Genomic DNA, 16,413 nt, shown 5'->3' with positions numbered 1-16,413 from the left:
TGACATCCTACCGGCGGGCCCATTAGCCGTTACTGTACCCGGCAAGTTGGCTCTCAAGGTATTACGCGGTCTCCTGATCGGAGCAGTATAGGTAGCAGCCTTTCATCCCCCTGGAAAATGGGACTGGAACTGGAAGAAGGAGACGAGGTTTTTTTCCGTATTTACTGGCCTTCAGTCAAAAAGAAGACGTGCATAGCCATCTTTTTTCGTTCATTGGTGGGCCGGGGTAAGTTGAATCGGATTTCTAGGTATTTGATTTAATTTATTAATGTGAGTTTTTACATTTCTTTGGAATACCGATTGGAATACCGCTAGAAGTTGGAATGAGCAATATGCTTCGTTTCCGTATCTTGCATAGGACGGCCAAAAGGATCATCTGTTTACTCGAAACCGGGCAAGCTGAGCATGCCGCCCTTGGTGCGCTTGCCAAAGCCAGTTGGCATCAGGATTTTGTGTTTTTTCATCTCTGCGAGTACCGCCAACCATTGGGTTTTGCCAAAGCGCAGCTTGGTGTCGTTCCAGCTATGCATGACTTCGCCCACGATGGCTTCATCGGAAACCGGGCGGCCTTCGAGGATAAAGTCATTCCAGGCGGCGTAGAGGGTTACGGTCATTTCGCAGCGATCCGTATCCCAGTCCCGCATCATTTCAATAACTTGCTCAATGGTGGCTCGCTCAGTGACCGACCAGGTGCTGTTGTACGCCTGGCGATGTTGCCCTGCCTGGGGGAGTGGGCGGTAGGCATGGCCAACAGTTTCGCGCTCGATGCGCTCATACCACTGGTTATTTTGTAACTCCGCTTCGGCCTGGTTCATCAGTTGGCGATCATGGGGGCCGGCCACGTTGCGTAAGTAACTGCCCTGAATCGTAGCGAGCCTGGCTGCATGCTCGGCCAGGTAAATCACCTTCTGCAGTTTGCGCTGGCCAAAGGTGCGCTGGGCGTGAAGCCTGTGAGTGGCTTCGGCGGCGAGCAGGGTGCGAGCGGCTTTTTGATCCGGGGCAACGGGAGCCTGCTGGTCATCTTCGGCGAGGGCTTGCTCGACCAGGGTGCTGGCTAGCTGTTCGTTGAGCTGACGGGCCTGAGTTAGGCTGGTTTTTAGTTGGTCGCAGAGGGCCATTAGCTGATCGACTTTGGCAACGATGCGGTGTTGTTCGGCGATTGGAGGAATTGGGACTGGTATTTCTTTGAGACGAGAGGACTTGATACCAGTAGCTGTCATTCCAGTGGCTGCATCTGAAAGCTGAGCCTGAAAGCCAGAGGACATCATTGCCAACTTCAAGAACGGGCCAGTGCCCAGCTCATGAAGTTGAAAACAAATCACGCGCTGAGCCAGTGCAAACCGCTCGGCAATATCAATTATTGCCACGTTACCCATTGGGGCTTCAGTTGTGAAAAGCATGTCTCCAACCCGAGGAAAGCCTCTTGTCATCCAAGACAGGTAATCCGTATCGGCAATGAACTCTTGAGGCTCTCTGCTGATAAATGCTGGGCGCACATTTTTGGCAGTAATGAGCGGTACGCCAGATGACGTTTTTGTAGGTGTTCTGCCCCGGTAGTCAATGAATCGAGCAAGGTTACCAAGCCGGCAGGACGCCCAACCGGCATGCAACGTGAAGTAGTGTTCGGTCTTTGGGACATCTTCTCTTGCTGTCGTCCGAAGACCCTCTTCGGAGATGAGACGCTCTTTTTCTTCGGCAATGCGTTTGAGTAGCTCACTGGCCGGCTCATCGCGGGGATCTTGCGGCACTAGTTTGCCCATCACGGCCAGTTGCAGCAGAGTTTGTTTCAGGGCTTCGATGCTGGGGGCGGTGGTGAACAGGGTGTGGAAGTGTTCGGCCAGGCGTTGCCAGTTGGTGGCAAATTCGTTGGCGTCGCTGGCTTGGCTCAGGCTATCGAGAAGCGCTTGCACCAGTCGTGCATGGGCGCTTTCGGCATCGGCTTGCTGAGTTTCTAGGTGGTCGCACAATGCCATCAGCTCATCGACTTTGGCGACGATGCGGTGTTGTTCGGCAAGAGGGGGGATCGGAAACAAATATTGCTGAATACTCTTGATTCCGACGTTTGCTTGAGTTGTCCTATTTTCAGCAGCTTTTGCTTGTTTGCGAATGCAGCCAGACATGGAAACATAGAACTGGTAAATCGGATCAATGAATCCATGCGCAACCTTGATTACTGCACATGAGTAGGAGACGAGAAAGTCGCGTTCAACGTCCACAAGAATGTTTTCGCCGATTGTTCCATACCGCGGATAGATCAGGTCTCCTCGCTCTGCCTTGATCTTTGCCGATAGACGTTCAAAGTCCTCAACTGATACGCGTTTGGCACCATCGAAATTAATTACATTACCGGGATAAAAGTCACGCGGGGAAACAAAGGGTACTCCTTCGGATGTAGTATTCGGCATCTTGTGGTCTATATCGCCAATCTTTAAGGCTATCGTGTCCCAAAATTCCCAGGTCCACCCAACTGGAAGTGCAAAAGGCTTTTCACTTTCTGAAACATCAGCTAACGCCTTCTGCTTTTTTAGCTTTCCCTCCGCCACCAACTGCGTCTTTTCCGCCGCAATGCGCTTGAGCAACTCACTGGCTGGTTCATCACTGGCATCATGAGGTACTAACTTCCCGCGCACAGCCAACTCCAGAATCAACTCACGCAGTTTCTGGATGCCATTAGGCGCCCCCGTCAATAGCGGAAGATTATCAGTCAGCAGAGCGGTCATGCCTGGCGCTCCAGAGCTTCTGCCAACACCGTCCTGAGCTGGTCGCGCAGGTCGCTGATTTCACCTTGCAGCGTGGCGTAGTTGCGCAGCAGCTCGTCCGGGTCATGGCTGATCTGCTCGCCGATATGCGGATTTTTGCAGTCCAGGTTCCAGTTGCGCGCCTGCAGTTTTTCGATGCTCACCGGCCAGGCGAATTCGTTCTCCACCCGTGCGGCAAAGCCATCGGCTTCGTGGCCCCACCAGGCTTCCTCTACGGCGAATTCTTCGATGCGCATGGGGCGCGTCTTGGAGTAGTTCTTAACGCCGGCCGGGTATTGGTGTTCGTAGAACCACACCTGTTTGGTGGGTGTGCCTTTGGTGAAAAACAGCAAGTTGGTCTTGATGCCGGTGTAGGGGTTGAACACGCCGTTGGGCAGGCGAACGATGGTGTGCAGGTTGCACTCGGTGAGCAGCTTTTCCTTGATGCGGCTTTTGATGCCTTCGCCAAACAGAAAGCCATCGGGCAGTACCACTGCGGCGCGGCCACCGTCTTTGAGTAACTGCATGATCAGCACCAAAAACAGGTCGGCGGTTTCGCGAGTGCGGAAGGCAGCAGGGAAGTTGGTTTCGATGCCATCTTCTTCCATGCCGCCGAACGGCGGGTTGGCAACGATGCAGTGCACGCGCTCACTCGGCCCCCAGCTGATCAGCGGTTTGCTCAGGGTGTTGTCGTGGCGAATCTGGTTGGGCACCTCGATGCCGTGCAGGATCATGTTAGTGGTGGCCAGCAGGTGCGGTAGCGGCTTTTTCTCCACGCCAAAAATGCTGGCCTGCAGCGTGCGTTCGTCTTCGGCGGTTTTTACATAGCGGCTGCGTTTGTGTTCGATGGCGCAGGTCAGAAAGCCACCAGTGCCGCAGGCCGGGTCCATAACCTTTTCGTCCAACTTCGGATCGGCCATGCGCACCATAAATTCGGTGACTGGGCGCGGGGTGTAAAACTCGCCAGCGTTACCCGCGTTCTGTAGGTCTCGCAGCAGTTGCTCATAGAGATTGCCGAACTCATGGCGCTCCTGAGCCTTGTTGAAGTCCACCCCTTCCTGAATCTTGTTGATTACCTGGCGCAGCAGTTGCCCGGACTTCATGTAGTTGTACGCATCTTCAAACACGCTGCGCACCACAAAGGCTGACGGAGTGTTGCTGTACTCGTGCAGGTTCTGCAACTGGGGGAATAGGTTGTTGTCGATAAACTCCTTCAGCGCATCACCGGTCATGCCTTCCGGATCGGCAGCCCAGGTACGCCAGCGGCAACTATCGGGAATGGGCGAGCGGTAGTTGTCGTCCATCAGTTCCCATTCCAGCTCGCGGTCATCGAAGATCTTCAGGAACAGCAGCCATACCAATTGGCCGATGCGCTGGGCGTCACCGTCTACGCCAACGTCTTTGCGCATGATGTCTTGGATGGACTTGATGGTGGAGCTAATGGACATGAAGTTCTCTCAACGCGTACCGCAAGGGGGGCAAATTCTACCGGATAGCGCGAATGACTGCTTTGGCATGTCGTCGGCGCTTAGCCCTTAGCTTGCGTAAAGTTCGTCTTCCAGCTCGTGGATAGCCTTGTTGTAGCCAGCCTTGCCGCCAAAGGCTTTGACTAGCTCGATGGGTGCGCCGAACTGGCTGAAAGGGTCAAGCTGCAGGATTTTAATGTCCTCGATATGCTCGATGCCGGTATCGGCGTATTTATCCAGCAACGCCTCCAGCACCTGGCGTGCTGCGCCAGAATACTTGGCGAAATAGTTGCGCTTTTTCACCTGCTCGGCTCGCTCGCGGCGTGATAGGGCAGGCTGATCGAAGGCGACGTGGCAGATCAGGTCGAACGGATCGAGCGGTTTGCCCTGTTTCTTTTCCACCTCTTCGGCCAAGGCTTCCCACATCACACCTTGGAGGGCCATTTCCTCGATGATGACTTTCTTTTGCTCGGCATCACTCCAGCGCCGGAGGAAGTCATCCAGCGAGGCGAACTGCTTTTGCACGCAGCTGCGGGTGTAGTCGTGCAGTGATTCGGTGATCAGTCGGCCATCAGGGCCGTAATACTGCACACGCTCGGCGATGACATAAATCGGGACGTTGTCGATGACGTACTTGATGCGTTTTTTGCCTTCATCCTCGCCGGTGAATTCCAGGTCATCGCCCTCGTTATCGTTGCCTGCGCTGATGCCATCTTCATCGGCTAGTGGGTCATCCGGCGGTACGGGGGAGTCATCGCCTTCTGGGGCGTAGATCACCACTGGGTCGCCGTCGAAGGCCGGGTCGGCAAACAGCTCGGTGGCCTTTTTGAAGTCCATGATGGTGAACCAGTACTTGCCGTAGTCCTCGTTGATGCGAGTGCCGCGACCGATGATTTGCTTGAACTCGGTCATCGATTTGATGTGCTGGTCGAGCACAATCAGCTTGCAGGTCTGAGCATCGACGCCAGTGGTCATCAGCTTGCTGGTGGTGGCAATCACCGGGTAGCGCTCTTCCGGGTTGATGAAGTTATCCAGTTCGGCTTTGCCTTCCTGGTCATCGCCGGTGATGCGCATGACATATTTGCGATTCTCGGCCACGCGCTCAGGGTTGAGGTTGACCAGGGCTTGGCGCATGCGCTCGGCGTGGTTGATGTCGTCGCAGAAGACGATGGTTTTTTGAAATGGATCGGTGGCCTTGAGGAGTTCGGTGACTTTCTGCGCCACAAGTTGGGTGCGCGCCTCTATAACCAGGGTGCGGTCCATGTCCTTGAGGTTGTAGATGCGGTCTTCGATCAGCTCGCCATTCTTATCGAGCATGCCTTTGGGTGGCCGCCAGCCTTGCAGGTCTTTATCGAAGTCGATACGCACCACTTTGTAGGGGGCGAGGAAGCCGTCTTCGATGCCTTGCTTCAAGGTGTAGCTGTAAATCGGTTCACCGAAGTAGGTGATGCTGGATACCTCTTTGGTCTCCTTCGGTGTGGCGGTAAGGCCGACATGGGTGGCGCTGGAGAAGTAGTCGAGGATTTCACGCCAGGCTGAATCCTCGGCGGCGCTGCCACGGTGGCATTCGTCGATCACGATCAGGTCGAAGAAGTCGCGGGAGAACTGCTTGTAGATGTTCATCTCTTCATCAGTGCCGGTGACGGCCTGATAGAGCGACAGGTAGATTTCGTAGGAGGTATCGATCTGGCGTTTGGCGATTTTGGTCATCGCCTGGCCGAAGGGCTTGAAGTCATTGTTCTTGGTCTGGTCGACCAGGATGTTGCGGTCGGCCAGAAACAGGATGCGTTTCTTCTGTTTCGATTTCCACAGCCGCCAGATGATTTGGAAGGCTGTGTAGGTCTTGCCGGTGCCCGTAGCCATCACCAGCAGGATACGGTCTTGATTGCGCGCCACAGCCTCGACGGTGCGGTTGATGGCATTCATCTGGTAATAGCGTGGCATGCGCCCGGAGCCGTCGTCGTAGTAGGGCGCTTCGATCTTGTGTTGGGCTGTTGCATCCAGCCCCTTCCACTGACAGTAGCGGTGCCAAAGTTCGGCAGGGCTGGGGAATTGATCAAGGGTAAGTTCGGTTTCTACCTGGCTGCCTGTGCCACTGCGGTCATGAAACAGAAAACCATCGCCATTGCTGGAGAACACAAACGGTACGTCCAGCGCCTCTGCATAGCCGAGAGCTTGCTGCATCCCGGAGCCAACGGAGTGCTTGTTGTCCTTCGCCTCGATTACAGCGATAGGCAGGTTGGCCTGGTGGTAGAGGATGAAGTCTGCACGGCGTGCTTCGCCACGGCTGTGAAGTTTGCCCCGGACGATAATGCGGCCTTTGGTAAAGCTGACTTCCTCGCGCACCTGCTTGTGCATGTCCCATCCAGCTTGCTGAACGGCTGGGGCGATGTACTTGCTGCAGATGTCCCGCTCGGAAAGTGATTTCTTGTCCATGGCTGGCTATGTCCCTATGGCGTGCCGTGGACTTTACCAGATCGGGCTGGAGGCATGCTGCCAGTATTGGCACGCTGGGCTGACACGCCGCGTAGTACGCCCGCAAAGAGTACGTTTCTAATCTTTAGGTGCGTCGGTTTGCTCCGTCCGCGTAATTGCCGCGCGCAGAAACGGTGCCTTTCAGGTATATGGGAATTGACGTAGACGATGCCCTTGAGATGGCCGAGCAGGCCGATATTTGGCTTGGATAAGCAACGGTTGAGGCCAGGTCGTCGCTATCCGCCCCATACCGGCGTCTATTTAACAGGCGGTGAAGGCAGGCACTCAGGAGTTGGCTACAAGTCTGGCTCAGCGTGTGGCCTGTCTTATGAGCTAGCACCGGTATGCCGTCCATCACTAAACATTGGGGTATGAACGAATGCGCTGGGAGCTAGTGTTTCAGCCATAAGCAAACATCTTCAATAGGGATATTGTTAAGGAAAAGAGTGACTACCTCGAATTTTTTGCGCTTAGCATATGCACATATTGGAAACCCGCTTGCTCCCAATCTCGCCAGTCTGGTGTCGTGTTAGGACGCCAGGGAACATCGATTATTTCAACTAGCTCTTTTGTATCTTGTTCGTAAAACCCTGCCTGAACGCCTTCGGGAAGTTCTACAGCTAGCGGATAGGTATTTTTGTACGCGCTATGATCAAGCTTCCATCCGGGTTCTATCTGTTCCAAAATTTCGGTCAGCCGATTTTTCTGAACTTCGGCAATTTTCTCGATGAGTTCATCAAATGTGCAGACAAGAGGTTCTCCCTCTGAAAAATCGGAGAATCGCGCACTAGGCCGGTCCCCCACACTCTTGTCCAGCTCGCGGCCAGTCCGGATATAGAAATTTAGTGCTCCCAAATCGAGCACGTCACCTCTCAGTTTTGCTTCACTCTCAAGTACTGCCAAAATATAAATCTGTGCCGGAAAGCCATAAGTCCAGCAGTTTGCATCTTTCAGAGGGTTCCAATAAGTTGTCTTACTTATACTCCAGGTTTTGGGCGCTCTAGTGGTTTTAAATTCACACGTTGTGCCCCAAGTTAGCTGAAGGTCAAACACATCACCGTGAGGTTGGCTCTCATAGTGCTCGCGAATGCTTTTTTCGAGATCACCTTTGCGCGGATGCCAGGTGGTTAAGGTTCGCACCGTTTCGCCAACGATTTGATCAATGTTTTCAATGAAGTGTTGAACTAGGATGTACTCGATCAATACTCCACGCAGCATAGGCACAGACATGTTCGAAAAAGCCCAACCCCAAAAGCCGGAAGCTTTGTAGGGGGTTGAGAGATCGCCGAGTGAAAACTTAGTTGCCTCACTGATTAGAGGGTTTTTCAAAAGAAATTCCTTAGATATAGTTTGTTGTATAGGTAAAAAATTGTTTTAAGAAAAATCCCATGCGGCGCCATGTGAGAACTCTGTAGTGATTTTTGTGCTAAGTTCTCTTAAAATTCACAAGTTGCACATGTTGAGGCCAGAAGCAGTATCATTATTAACTTGTTGTGGAAGATTTTTCACTACTGTTGGCACTATATTTGGAGTGCCTCACTGACTGCCGAGGGAGTCAGTGAGGCACTCCCAAGAAGCAGAAAGGCAGTGAATCACCAGCGCCGTGCGCAGGCCTAGACTCTGAAACTAACGCGATCAACTTACTCAGAATTCGCATGGATATGTCCAACTGCACGCACCATTCGAGATTGCGGTAAGTTATTATCCCAATGCCTGGACAGAGTTTGCCAAACGTTTTTCCTGTCCAAATTGGGTGGTGTAAAACCGCTGCTCTATGCCATAGATGAGCATTTTTAGATCGTTGTCCGTCGAAATGTCAAACATTCCAGAGTCTTTGTTAAATTTCAAGTTCTCGCCGCAATAGCCATCAATATAGGAGAGCATACCCTCTTTGTCTTGTTCGGGTAACGCTGCCAACGTAGCCATAGCCAGTGCAATTCGTTTCCGGTTTGGCTTTGATACTTTGTCGGCATCAAATTCATTGCGGAGGGTAATAAAAGGCTCGTCGAGGAATTGCTTAACCTCTTCTTGGGTTGCCTCTTTATAAAGCTCATCGATGCCCGGAAAAATACTGGAAATTGTCGCCAGATTTTTGAAAATTAGCACGTCAAGTGCGGAAAAATATACCGCATCCGGTTGAGAATTGATTACCAACCTCAGTCGATCATCTTCAACCTCCGCCACCTCACCAAAGACAAAGGTCTTTCGGCGCAGAAACAGAGAAGGCGTGACTTTCTGAAAGTAGAAATCAGCGCCCTGAAGCGCACAGATGTGAGAAATATCCGGAAATTTATCCTTAGGTAGGTCGTCGTAGTCTTTTGCATCGAAGTCCGATGTGAGAATTTCAGAGCAGTAGGCTTGCTCTGAAAACTGTTCGACCTTAAACCAGCACTCCTCGTCCAAATTATGATCGGGGTTGTAAGGAATGCACGCGGCGAGATCAATCTCCAATTTTGGGAATAGTGTGTAATCGGAAATCAACTTGAATATTGGCTTTTTGCGCAGTTTTTTTACTTTTACTAGTACATGGTCCATATGTTCACTCTCGCTCAATAAATGTGTAGTTATTTATTCTGAAGGCTTTGGCAATGGCGATATCACTGGGAACCTTGTATCTCTCGCGGCTAATGAGGAATATGGAGGCCCTGGATGTCGTGGTTATATTGTAGAACTCATATCCATACAGCAAAAATAAGGGATTGAAATATAATGCCTGTGACCTGAACGTAAAAATGAACAGGACCCCATATACAAAGAATAGTGTTTCCCAGTTGCTCACGCTGAGCGCTACGAAGAAGTACCCCAAGTAGCTGGGTAAAAAGCTATTGTTCGCGTGCTCGATACTATCCACCTGCCCTTGCTTGAACTCGTCCTTTCCTAACAAAGAACTGAGGCGAAGGCTCACTCCAGTGAGGAGGATCGGAACCAAAAGGTATAAAGCATAGGACACAGCATTCGGAGTTTTGTCTAACCAGGGAAGGCCAGGAAAGAAATGTGCCAGAGTAAGACCTTTTTGAACGAGATAAATGATGACCAGAAGCGATGTAGCATTGAAGGTCAGCAATATCCTGAATATAAAGTTAAGATCAAATCGTAACCTGTCCATAGGTTCCTTAGCGTAAAGGTTAGGCATTCAAATATCAGCACTGTAGATCGGAACGATAGCAAATTGCCATATTTTCGTCTAGCGTATGCTTGTTTCGTCAGGTTGATCTCGTGCTGGGCGAGCTAGCCTTGCTGGGATTCGTGAAGCCGCCGCATCCGGACCAACAAGTTTCGATGCTTGAGGCTGCAATTGACGTTTGAAAATTTGCTTTCCCCGCTAAACCCTCCGATTCAGCGATCTTTGATCGCGCCGATCGGAGGGTTCACTCGCTTTTTCTCGAAGCCACCTCGTTCCGCCGTCTCATTTGGATATCTGATTGGCGCCACGCCTTCTTTTGCCCTTCAGTAATTATCACGATCTCTATCGGGCGCAGCGCCGTTGCAGTGTCAAAGCGGATCTTTTTCGTGGAGGCATGAATGTAGGTGTGGCGACAGCGGCGACGCCGGCGACAACCCACGTAGAACGTGGCCTGGAACGTGGCGACAGAAGTGGCGACAGTCGCCACTTTCTAAGCGCATTAGCCGTGACGCTTGACCGCCTTTTCGAGTGGGTATAAAAATTGGCGCACGGATCGCTGTCGTTGACAGCACCTGCCCAGGTAGCCAGAACCTTTAAGGCTACGCCACTTGCGTGGTGGTTCTCCCACAGTGCGATTAGCGTCCGGCGGCTCGCACGGTCACTCCCCAAGAGTGATGGATGCCTACTCGACCAATCTGTCCACTGCGGCAGACGATGGACCTTTCTCGCTGCACTGCAGCAACCTCACCTCTCGGCACACTTCGCTGCGCCAATCCGCGCCCGTCTCTTTCTTCTGGAAAGAGACGGGCGCTCGTACCGCTGCTGCAAGCCACGTCGTACAGGGCATTGCCGCAACTCTCCTCGTGACAATCGACCTGACAAATCCGATTCGTCGCCATCCGCAACAACACAGGCACCGGTGCCGCAGCCAATGGAAAGGCTGCATCTGACTGACAGTCAGGCATGTCCCAGGTGTCCATGTCGTTGCCTTCTCCTACTCCGGATCTCCAGGTGCCGAACTCGTCAGTCGGCACAGCCTCTACCCGCCCGCATCTTCGGATGCGACTAAGGAGGCCAGATTCATGGGGTTATGCCCTCGCTCCCGGTTGTAAGGAGCCGTTTGTTCCGCGTCAGTGAGCACCTCACAGGCCGCAGGGGCCTTGATCCCTGATAACACTCAACAACCCGTGGCGGGACTACGTGAGGACAACCAGCAATGAACGAGGAGAGGGCCATGCAGCAGTTAGATCCGAAGCTTGAACTACCACAGCCACCTCGACCGTTGATTGAGTCGAATCCCCTAGCCCAGCCTTATCCGGTGCAGGCACTGGGTGGGGTTCTTGGGCCTGCGGTGGAACGCATGGCCGAGGTCATCGGCGTGCCCCAGGCATTGGCTGCACAATCGGTGTTGGCTGCCTCGGCGCTGGCTACCCAAGGTCATGCCGGCTTACAGCTCGACGGGAGAAATTATCCCCTCTCGCTGTACCTGATCACGGTGGCAGCTTCGGGGGATCGTAAAACGGCGGCAGACCGATCTGCATTGCTGCCAGCACGCCAATGGGAGCGTGAGCAGTGGCAGCGCTACCGCGAACAGCTTGCCCGGTACCGCGCCGCACAGCGCCAGATGCAGCGTATCAACCCTGCCGATCCCGACTCCGCGAACGGTGTACCGCTCGAAGCGGAGCCCTCTGCACCGAGGCTGATTACCACGGACCCAACTATTGAAGCGCTGATCAAAGGGCTCTGCCATGACCTGCCGAGCATGGGGTTGTTCTGCGATGAAGGGGGACAATTCCTCGGCAGCAGCACCATGAGTCGAGATAACCGTTTGAAAGCAGTTACGACCTTGTCGTCGCTCTGGGACGGCAGTCCGATAGATCGCGCGCGGTCTATGGCGGGTGAAAGCTTGCGAGCTTACGATCGACGCTTAAGCCTGCACCTGATGCTGCAACCGTATCTAGCCATGCAGTTACTCAGTGACCCATTGCTGCAGGGGCAAGGCATTCTCGGTCGCTGCCTCATCACCTGGCCCACCAGCCTGGCCGGGCAACGCAGTTACCAGTCTGTCGACTTGTCCAAAGACCCCGCACTAAAGCGATATCACCACCGTCTTTCGGCCCTGTTTCATCAGCCTTGGTCACTTTCCGCTGACGGTGCCTTGCGGCTATCACCGATGACACTGAGTCCGTTAGCCCGCCGTCGCTGGATTGATTTGCATGATGCTATCGAAGCTCAGCTGGGGGAGTTTGGCGAGCTGGCCAGCGTACGGCCCAGCGGATCAAAGGCCGCCGATAACCTGCTGCGCGTCGCCGGCATTCTTGCAGTTGTGGAGGAGAGCAGCGTCGTGGAGGTCGACCATATCCAACGTGCCTCCGCTCTAGTCGGCTACTACCTCACCGAGATCCAGCGCCTGACTGAGCATGAGCCAGTGTGTCGGGTAAAGGAAGAGGCGGACCGGTTGCTGCGATGGCTCCAGGTCAAAGATTGGAAGCGTTTCAGTATTCGTGAATTGAATCGCAACGGTCCCCGCTTTGCCCGTAAGAGCAGTCGTTATACCGCCAAGCTGTTGGTCGAATTGATTGATCATCAGTGGCTCATCACTGACGGCCACACCTTCGAGGTGCGCCATGTTCAACATTGATGAAGCGCTGCGCAACCATCTGGCTCAGCGCCAAAAGGAGCCGAAAGCGCGATTTGTCGCCGCTACTGTCGCCACTTTGTCGCCACGTTCAAAGCCATACAGGACAAGGGTTGTCGCCGCTGTCGCCGGTGTCGCCACTACCCACAAAACTATTGCCTCGACGGCAGCCATCATCCAATGGTTGGAAGAGCAGGGCGCGCAACTCTACGTCGCCAACAACACGCTTTGTTTCCGTCCAACTGATTGGGCTCAGTTCGCGATTTTAAGTGCGCACTGGCGAGCCCTTTTCCATGATCTCGCGGCAGTCGATCAGGAGCAGAAAAATGGCTCGGGTCGGTAGACGAGCGGGGCGCAATTTCGGCTTCGGTCGCCAGCTTAGCTATGCTGGGCCGCAAGCACTGAAAGATCTGTTTGGCGACGGCCATTTTGCTACCGTCAAAGCCCATAGCGATCGGTGGCAGGCCTTCGTGCGTTGGTGTCGATCCGAAGGAGGGCCGAGGCTCAATGACGCGCGTCAGATCGACCGCGAGATCCTCATGCGGTACGCCGCCTATATGAGGCAGCAAGTTGACCAGGGCAACGTCGGCATCGCCACCGCGCAGAACCGACTGTCCAGCGTGAACCGAACGATGGCTGCGCTGCGCGGTGATCAGTACGTCAAAATCCCCAGTCCGAGCAAGGCGCTGGGCTTGCAGCGCTCAAGCGTGCGTAATGAGGCCCCACAAGGCCAAGACCGTGTGAAGGTCAGGCTGATTGCGCAAGCGCTGTCAGAGCGACAACAACCGAGGGTAAGTGCCATCGTGCTCCTCGCCCGAGAGACCGGCATGCGCTTGCGTGAGGCTATTTTGGCGGACCTGCCCCGGCTCCAGCGTGAGGCTCGGCAACTGGGCAAGATCAATATCCAGGACGGCACCAAAGGCGGTCGATCAGGCGCATCGGCACCGCGTTGGATTGCGGTCACGGATCAAGTCCGTGGCGCCCTCGACTGGGCCAGCGAGGCCTCACCCCAGGGCAGTCGGAATCTGTTAACACCTGATGAAAGCTACAAAGATTTCTTACAGTCAATCGTACGACCGGCGCGTGACATCATGCATGAGCATGGATTGAAAGGCTTTCATGAACTGCGGGCGGCTTACGCCTGTGAGCGCTATGAACAACTGACCGGCTTCTCCGCGCCCATCAATGGCGGTCGTGGTCAACAAGAGGATCGAGCACTCGATCAGCTTGCACGTCAGCAGATCAGTCACGAGTTGGGGCATAACCGCATCGACGTGTTGAGTGCCTACATCGGAGGTCGTCGATGAAGTCCGAGTTCGATATGGCGTTGTTTCTGAGCCCCGTGCTCAAAGGTGCGCATGCCACGCGGCAGCGGCATATCAGGCAGGCAGAAAGGATGCACGAGGCGATTCGTGAGCGCTGGAGTTGTGCGACCCCTTGGTCCTGGAAGGAAAAGCACACCAGATGGTTTTTAGAGCACTACCTGCGTTGCTCAGCACCAGCGACCATTTATTACTATGAGTTAACAGCAGGGCTGATCCGCCGCAGAAAGGCGCAACTCGTGGTTGTCTGATAGATCTTTAAGCGTGAGCCCCTAAGTATGGGAATGCGGAGCCTTCCCATACTTAGGGGCTTGGCCGAAGAAGCGCAGGCATGCGGCTGATTTAGCGACAGTCCCCACTTCAGTCGCCCTGCTGCACGGCACGAATTGTCGCCTGCTCAGCGTATCGGCACGACGTTACGGTCCCTGGTTTGATTGATGGCGGATGCCGACAGGCTGCCGGTGGCTGCCTTCTGGATATGATCACTCCACCAGGCCATCATCGGACGCCGGCGTTCGATGTAATCCGCCCGGTTGTAGGCGCTTCGAACTTCGTCTTTATCGACATGCGCCAGCGCGACTTCGATTAGCTCCGGATCCCATCCATGCTCATTCAGAATTGTGCTGGCCATGGAGCGCATGCCGTGGCTGACTAAGCGGTCCTGAAAGCCCATTCGTTTTAATGCCATGTTGGCTGTCTGGCTATTCGCGTGGGTGCGCGGATTTCTATCTGACGGGAACACATATTCCCTATGGCCGCTATGGGGCTTAAGCGTCTCCAATAACGAGAGTGCATGTTCGGTCAGCGGGATTGTGTGCGGACGACGCTTTTTCATTCGCTCCGGAGGGATGGTCCAGATGCGTTTTTCGAAGTCGATGTCTGCCCATCGGGTAGTCGCCGCTTCGGCAGGGCGGGTCATAGTGTGTAGCTGCCATTCGATCAGGCAGCGGGTCGTCCGCTTAATGCTGGCGTTCGCGATTTCCATCATGAGCTCCGGAAGCTCATCTGGTGGTAGCGCTGCCATGTTCTCTTTCTTAGGTTTCTTGAACACCGCTCGAATGCCGCTGAGAGGGTTGGCAAAGATCATTCCGGAATTGACCCCGTAAGTCATGATCTCGTTAAGGCGCTGGCTCACTCGCTTAACTGTCTCGAGGCTGCCTTTGGCCTCAATCGGACGAAGGAGCTTGATGACCATTGGGGCGCTGACTTCGGAGAGAGGCGTTGATTTCATGCTCGGAAAAACATGCAGTGTGAGGGACCGCCAAATGTCTTCGGCATACGCCGGCGTGACGGAATCCTTCTTCAGCTCGAACCAGGCGGTGGCCACGTTCTCGAAGGTGTGTTCCGTTTCCGCTCGTTTGGCTTCCTGTAGCTCATTACGCTGAGCTTTTGGATCGATGCCCTGTGCAAGCAGCTCTCTGGCCTCAACGGTTTTCTTCCTCGCTTGCGCGAGAGAAACCTCGGGATAAGAGCCGAGTGCCATGTTGATTCGATTTTTGGTGACGGGGTGCCGGTAGTTGAAATTCCACTGCATCGAGCGATTGACCCTGACTCGCAGTTGGAGCCCGTCGCCATCCGTGAGGACGTAATCCTTGTCTTTCGGTTTGACCGCCTTGAGCTGGCGGTCGGAGAGGCGGGTGGTTTGAGCGCACATGAGAAGTACTCCATGACACCTTTTGGTATTCCCAAGATTAGCGCCGGGTAGCCGGGAATACCATTGGGAATACCAAACTGCCTGGAACTCACAAAGCCTGGAAAGCCTCCCGTGGCCCTGAAACCCCCGTATTTACTGGATTTCAGGCACAAAAAAAGACGTCCGTGGACGTCTTTAGATGATGAAGTGGTGGAGCCGGGGGGATTTGAACCCCCGTCCGCCAGTACTCCGCTGTCGGTACTACATGCGTAGCCGTTTCTATTAAGTTAACCCTCAGCGACCCGAAGGGCAGGGTGCTTTGGGCGAGTTGTGTAAGTTTTAGCCGCTTCGTCCACAACGTACTGCACGGCGATTCTGTTCTATATGACAATCACTTTGGGTTTACAGACATCCCCTGGTGATTGCTGGACCCGAAGGTACCAGAAGCTCAGGGCTAAGGCTGCTTACGCAGCGAGAGCGAATTCCTGGCCGTAGTTTTCGTCATTGGCAACTATAAGAAGTTGCAACAGTGGATTTACGAGTTCTGTTACCAACTCGGCATGCACCTAAAGTTTCGCGACCGGCGTCGAATCCTAAACGGCCCCGTGCTTGTAACTCGTTGTTTCTTAGTGAGTGACAAGCCTGTGCAGTGTACGCCAAAACGTCAGCGAAGGCCAACCCGAAGGTTGGCCCTCTCGCTTACTGGCCGCCTTTCTCGCTGTTCTGCAGGTCTTGCAGGGCCTTGGAGGTAATTTCGATGCACTTCTTCTCGTCACCTGCGGCGTGGGCAGCCTTGGCCTGGGAGACGGCGGTGTCTATTTCGCCACTTTTACCGCTGGTGTCGGTGGCGAGCAGGGCTTTGCCGTTGTTGATTTTGTCCAGGTTGATCTGGCACAGGTCTTTGTCACTGGCGGCGAAAGCGGGGGAGGCGAGCATCGCAGCGGTCATGAACAAGCCAGCAAGAGCGGAACGCTTCATAGGGTGTCTCCTTGCGCAAAAGGGCTCGACGCTGCTGGC

General features: G+C 54.1%; 12 protein-coding genes and 1 other RNA gene. 4 read left to right on the top strand and 9 right to left on the bottom strand.

The genetic code is table 11. The annotated features are described in order from the left end of the window. Positions 1 to 380: 380 nt before the first annotated feature. From GH769_RS20755 to GH769_RS20730, 6 genes are all read right to left on the bottom strand, one after another. Positions 381 to 2,720, bottom strand: a complete 2,340-nt coding sequence (locus tag GH769_RS20755) for a restriction endonuclease subunit S (RefSeq protein WP_153649889.1) — start codon at positions 2,718 to 2,720, stop codon at positions 381 to 383. Next, positions 2,717 to 4,186, bottom strand: coding sequence for a class I SAM-dependent DNA methyltransferase (locus tag GH769_RS20750; RefSeq protein WP_153649888.1), 1,470 nt, complete (start codon positions 4,184 to 4,186; stop codon positions 2,717 to 2,719). Before GH769_RS20750 ends, GH769_RS20755 begins: the two co-directional genes overlap by 4 nt. Before the next feature lie 87 nt (positions 4,187 to 4,273). Then, entirely contained in the window at positions 4,274 to 6,640 is a 2,367-nt protein-coding gene (hsdR, locus tag GH769_RS20745) for an EcoAI/FtnUII family type I restriction enzme subunit R (RefSeq protein WP_153649887.1), read from the bottom strand. Positions 6,641 to 7,129: 489 nt separating this feature from the next. After that, a complete protein-coding gene (locus tag GH769_RS20740; RefSeq protein ID WP_153649886.1) occupies positions 7,130 to 8,008 on the bottom strand; it encodes a hypothetical protein in 879 nt (292 codons plus the stop codon). 372 nt (positions 8,009 to 8,380) lie between these two features. After that, the gene (locus GH769_RS20735) at positions 8,381 to 9,214 is read right to left on the bottom strand and encodes an ATP F0F1 synthase synthase (protein WP_153649885.1); all 834 of its coding nucleotides are present in this window, start codon (positions 9,212 to 9,214) and stop codon (positions 8,381 to 8,383) included. A gap of 4 nt (positions 9,215 to 9,218) precedes the next feature. Next, positions 9,219 to 9,812: a hypothetical protein gene (locus GH769_RS20730; protein ID WP_256670126.1), complete on the bottom strand. Its 594-nt coding sequence runs from the start codon at positions 9,810 to 9,812 to the stop codon at positions 9,219 to 9,221. Between the two features lie 1,225 nt (positions 9,813 to 11,037). Between GH769_RS20730 and GH769_RS20725 the strand changes: the two genes are divergently transcribed. From GH769_RS20725 to GH769_RS20710, 4 genes are read left to right on the top strand one after another with little or no spacing between them, the layout of a single operon-like run. Next, positions 11,038 to 12,444 (top strand): YfjI family protein, encoded by a 1,407-nt coding sequence (locus GH769_RS20725; protein WP_153649884.1) that lies wholly within the window; start codon positions 11,038 to 11,040, stop codon positions 12,442 to 12,444. Further along, positions 12,431 to 12,784, top strand: coding sequence for a hypothetical protein (locus GH769_RS20720; RefSeq protein ID WP_153649883.1), 354 nt, complete (start codon positions 12,431 to 12,433; stop codon positions 12,782 to 12,784). The genes GH769_RS20725 and GH769_RS20720 overlap by 14 nt, the downstream gene beginning before the upstream one ends. Continuing rightward, positions 12,768 to 13,748, top strand: coding sequence for an integrase domain-containing protein (locus GH769_RS20715; RefSeq protein ID WP_153649882.1), 981 nt, complete (start codon positions 12,768 to 12,770; stop codon positions 13,746 to 13,748). The genes GH769_RS20720 and GH769_RS20715 overlap by 17 nt, the downstream gene beginning before the upstream one ends. Beyond that, positions 13,745 to 14,014 (top strand): hypothetical protein, encoded by a 270-nt coding sequence (locus GH769_RS20710; RefSeq protein WP_093202012.1) that lies wholly within the window; start codon positions 13,745 to 13,747, stop codon positions 14,012 to 14,014. The genes GH769_RS20715 and GH769_RS20710 overlap by 4 nt, the downstream gene beginning before the upstream one ends. 146 nt (positions 14,015 to 14,160) lie before the next feature. Here the strand turns inward: GH769_RS20710 and GH769_RS20705 are convergent, their stop codons facing one another. The 3 genes from GH769_RS20705 to GH769_RS20695 form a co-directional block, all read right to left on the bottom strand. After that, positions 14,161 to 15,417, bottom strand: a complete 1,257-nt coding sequence (locus tag GH769_RS20705) for an integrase domain-containing protein (protein WP_153649881.1) — start codon at positions 15,415 to 15,417, stop codon at positions 14,161 to 14,163. A gap of 187 nt (positions 15,418 to 15,604) precedes the next feature. Beyond that, positions 15,605 to 16,001: a transfer-messenger RNA gene (ssrA, locus tag GH769_RS20700) on the bottom strand. A gap of 94 nt (positions 16,002 to 16,095) precedes the next feature. Beyond that, positions 16,096 to 16,374: a hypothetical protein gene (locus GH769_RS20695; RefSeq protein WP_003194233.1), complete on the bottom strand. Its 279-nt coding sequence runs from the start codon at positions 16,372 to 16,374 to the stop codon at positions 16,096 to 16,098. Between the last annotated feature and the right edge of the window lie 39 nt (positions 16,375 to 16,413).

This window comes from Pseudomonas sp. CFSAN084952 (assembly GCF_009648855.1).
In the GTDB taxonomy this organism is placed as follows: domain Bacteria; phylum Pseudomonadota; class Gammaproteobacteria; order Pseudomonadales; family Pseudomonadaceae; genus Aquipseudomonas; species Aquipseudomonas paracarnis.
This window is presented reverse-complemented; position numbering and strand designations above follow the sequence as displayed.

What these genes read in the sequence shown, in the direction of transcription:
- GH769_RS20710 (WP_093202012.1), top strand. Translation starts at nt 13,745, where the DNA reads ATGAAGTCCGAGTTCGATATGGCGTTGTTTCTGAGCCCCGTGCTCAAA.
- GH769_RS20755 (WP_153649889.1), bottom strand. Translation starts at nt 2,720, where the DNA reads ATGACCGCTCTGCTGACTGATAATCTTCCGCTATTGACGGGGGCGCCT.
- GH769_RS20715 (WP_153649882.1), top strand. Translation starts at nt 12,768, where the DNA reads ATGGCTCGGGTCGGTAGACGAGCGGGGCGCAATTTCGGCTTCGGTCGC.
- hsdR (WP_153649887.1), bottom strand. Translation starts at nt 6,640, where the DNA reads ATGGACAAGAAATCACTTTCCGAGCGGGACATCTGCAGCAAGTACATC.
- GH769_RS20695 (WP_003194233.1), bottom strand. Translation starts at nt 16,374, where the DNA reads ATGAAGCGTTCCGCTCTTGCTGGCTTGTTCATGACCGCTGCGATGCTC.
- GH769_RS20735 (WP_153649885.1), bottom strand. Translation starts at nt 9,214, where the DNA reads ATGGACCATGTACTAGTAAAAGTAAAAAAACTGCGCAAAAAGCCAATA.
- GH769_RS20730 (WP_256670126.1), bottom strand. Translation starts at nt 9,812, where the DNA reads ATGCCTAACCTTTACGCTAAGGAACCTATGGACAGGTTACGATTTGAT.
- GH769_RS20725 (WP_153649884.1), top strand. Translation starts at nt 11,038, where the DNA reads ATGCAGCAGTTAGATCCGAAGCTTGAACTACCACAGCCACCTCGACCG.
- GH769_RS20750 (WP_153649888.1), bottom strand. Translation starts at nt 4,186, where the DNA reads ATGTCCATTAGCTCCACCATCAAGTCCATCCAAGACATCATGCGCAAA.
- GH769_RS20705 (WP_153649881.1), bottom strand. Translation starts at nt 15,417, where the DNA reads ATGTGCGCTCAAACCACCCGCCTCTCCGACCGCCAGCTCAAGGCGGTC.
- GH769_RS20720 (WP_153649883.1), top strand. Translation starts at nt 12,431, where the DNA reads ATGTTCAACATTGATGAAGCGCTGCGCAACCATCTGGCTCAGCGCCAA.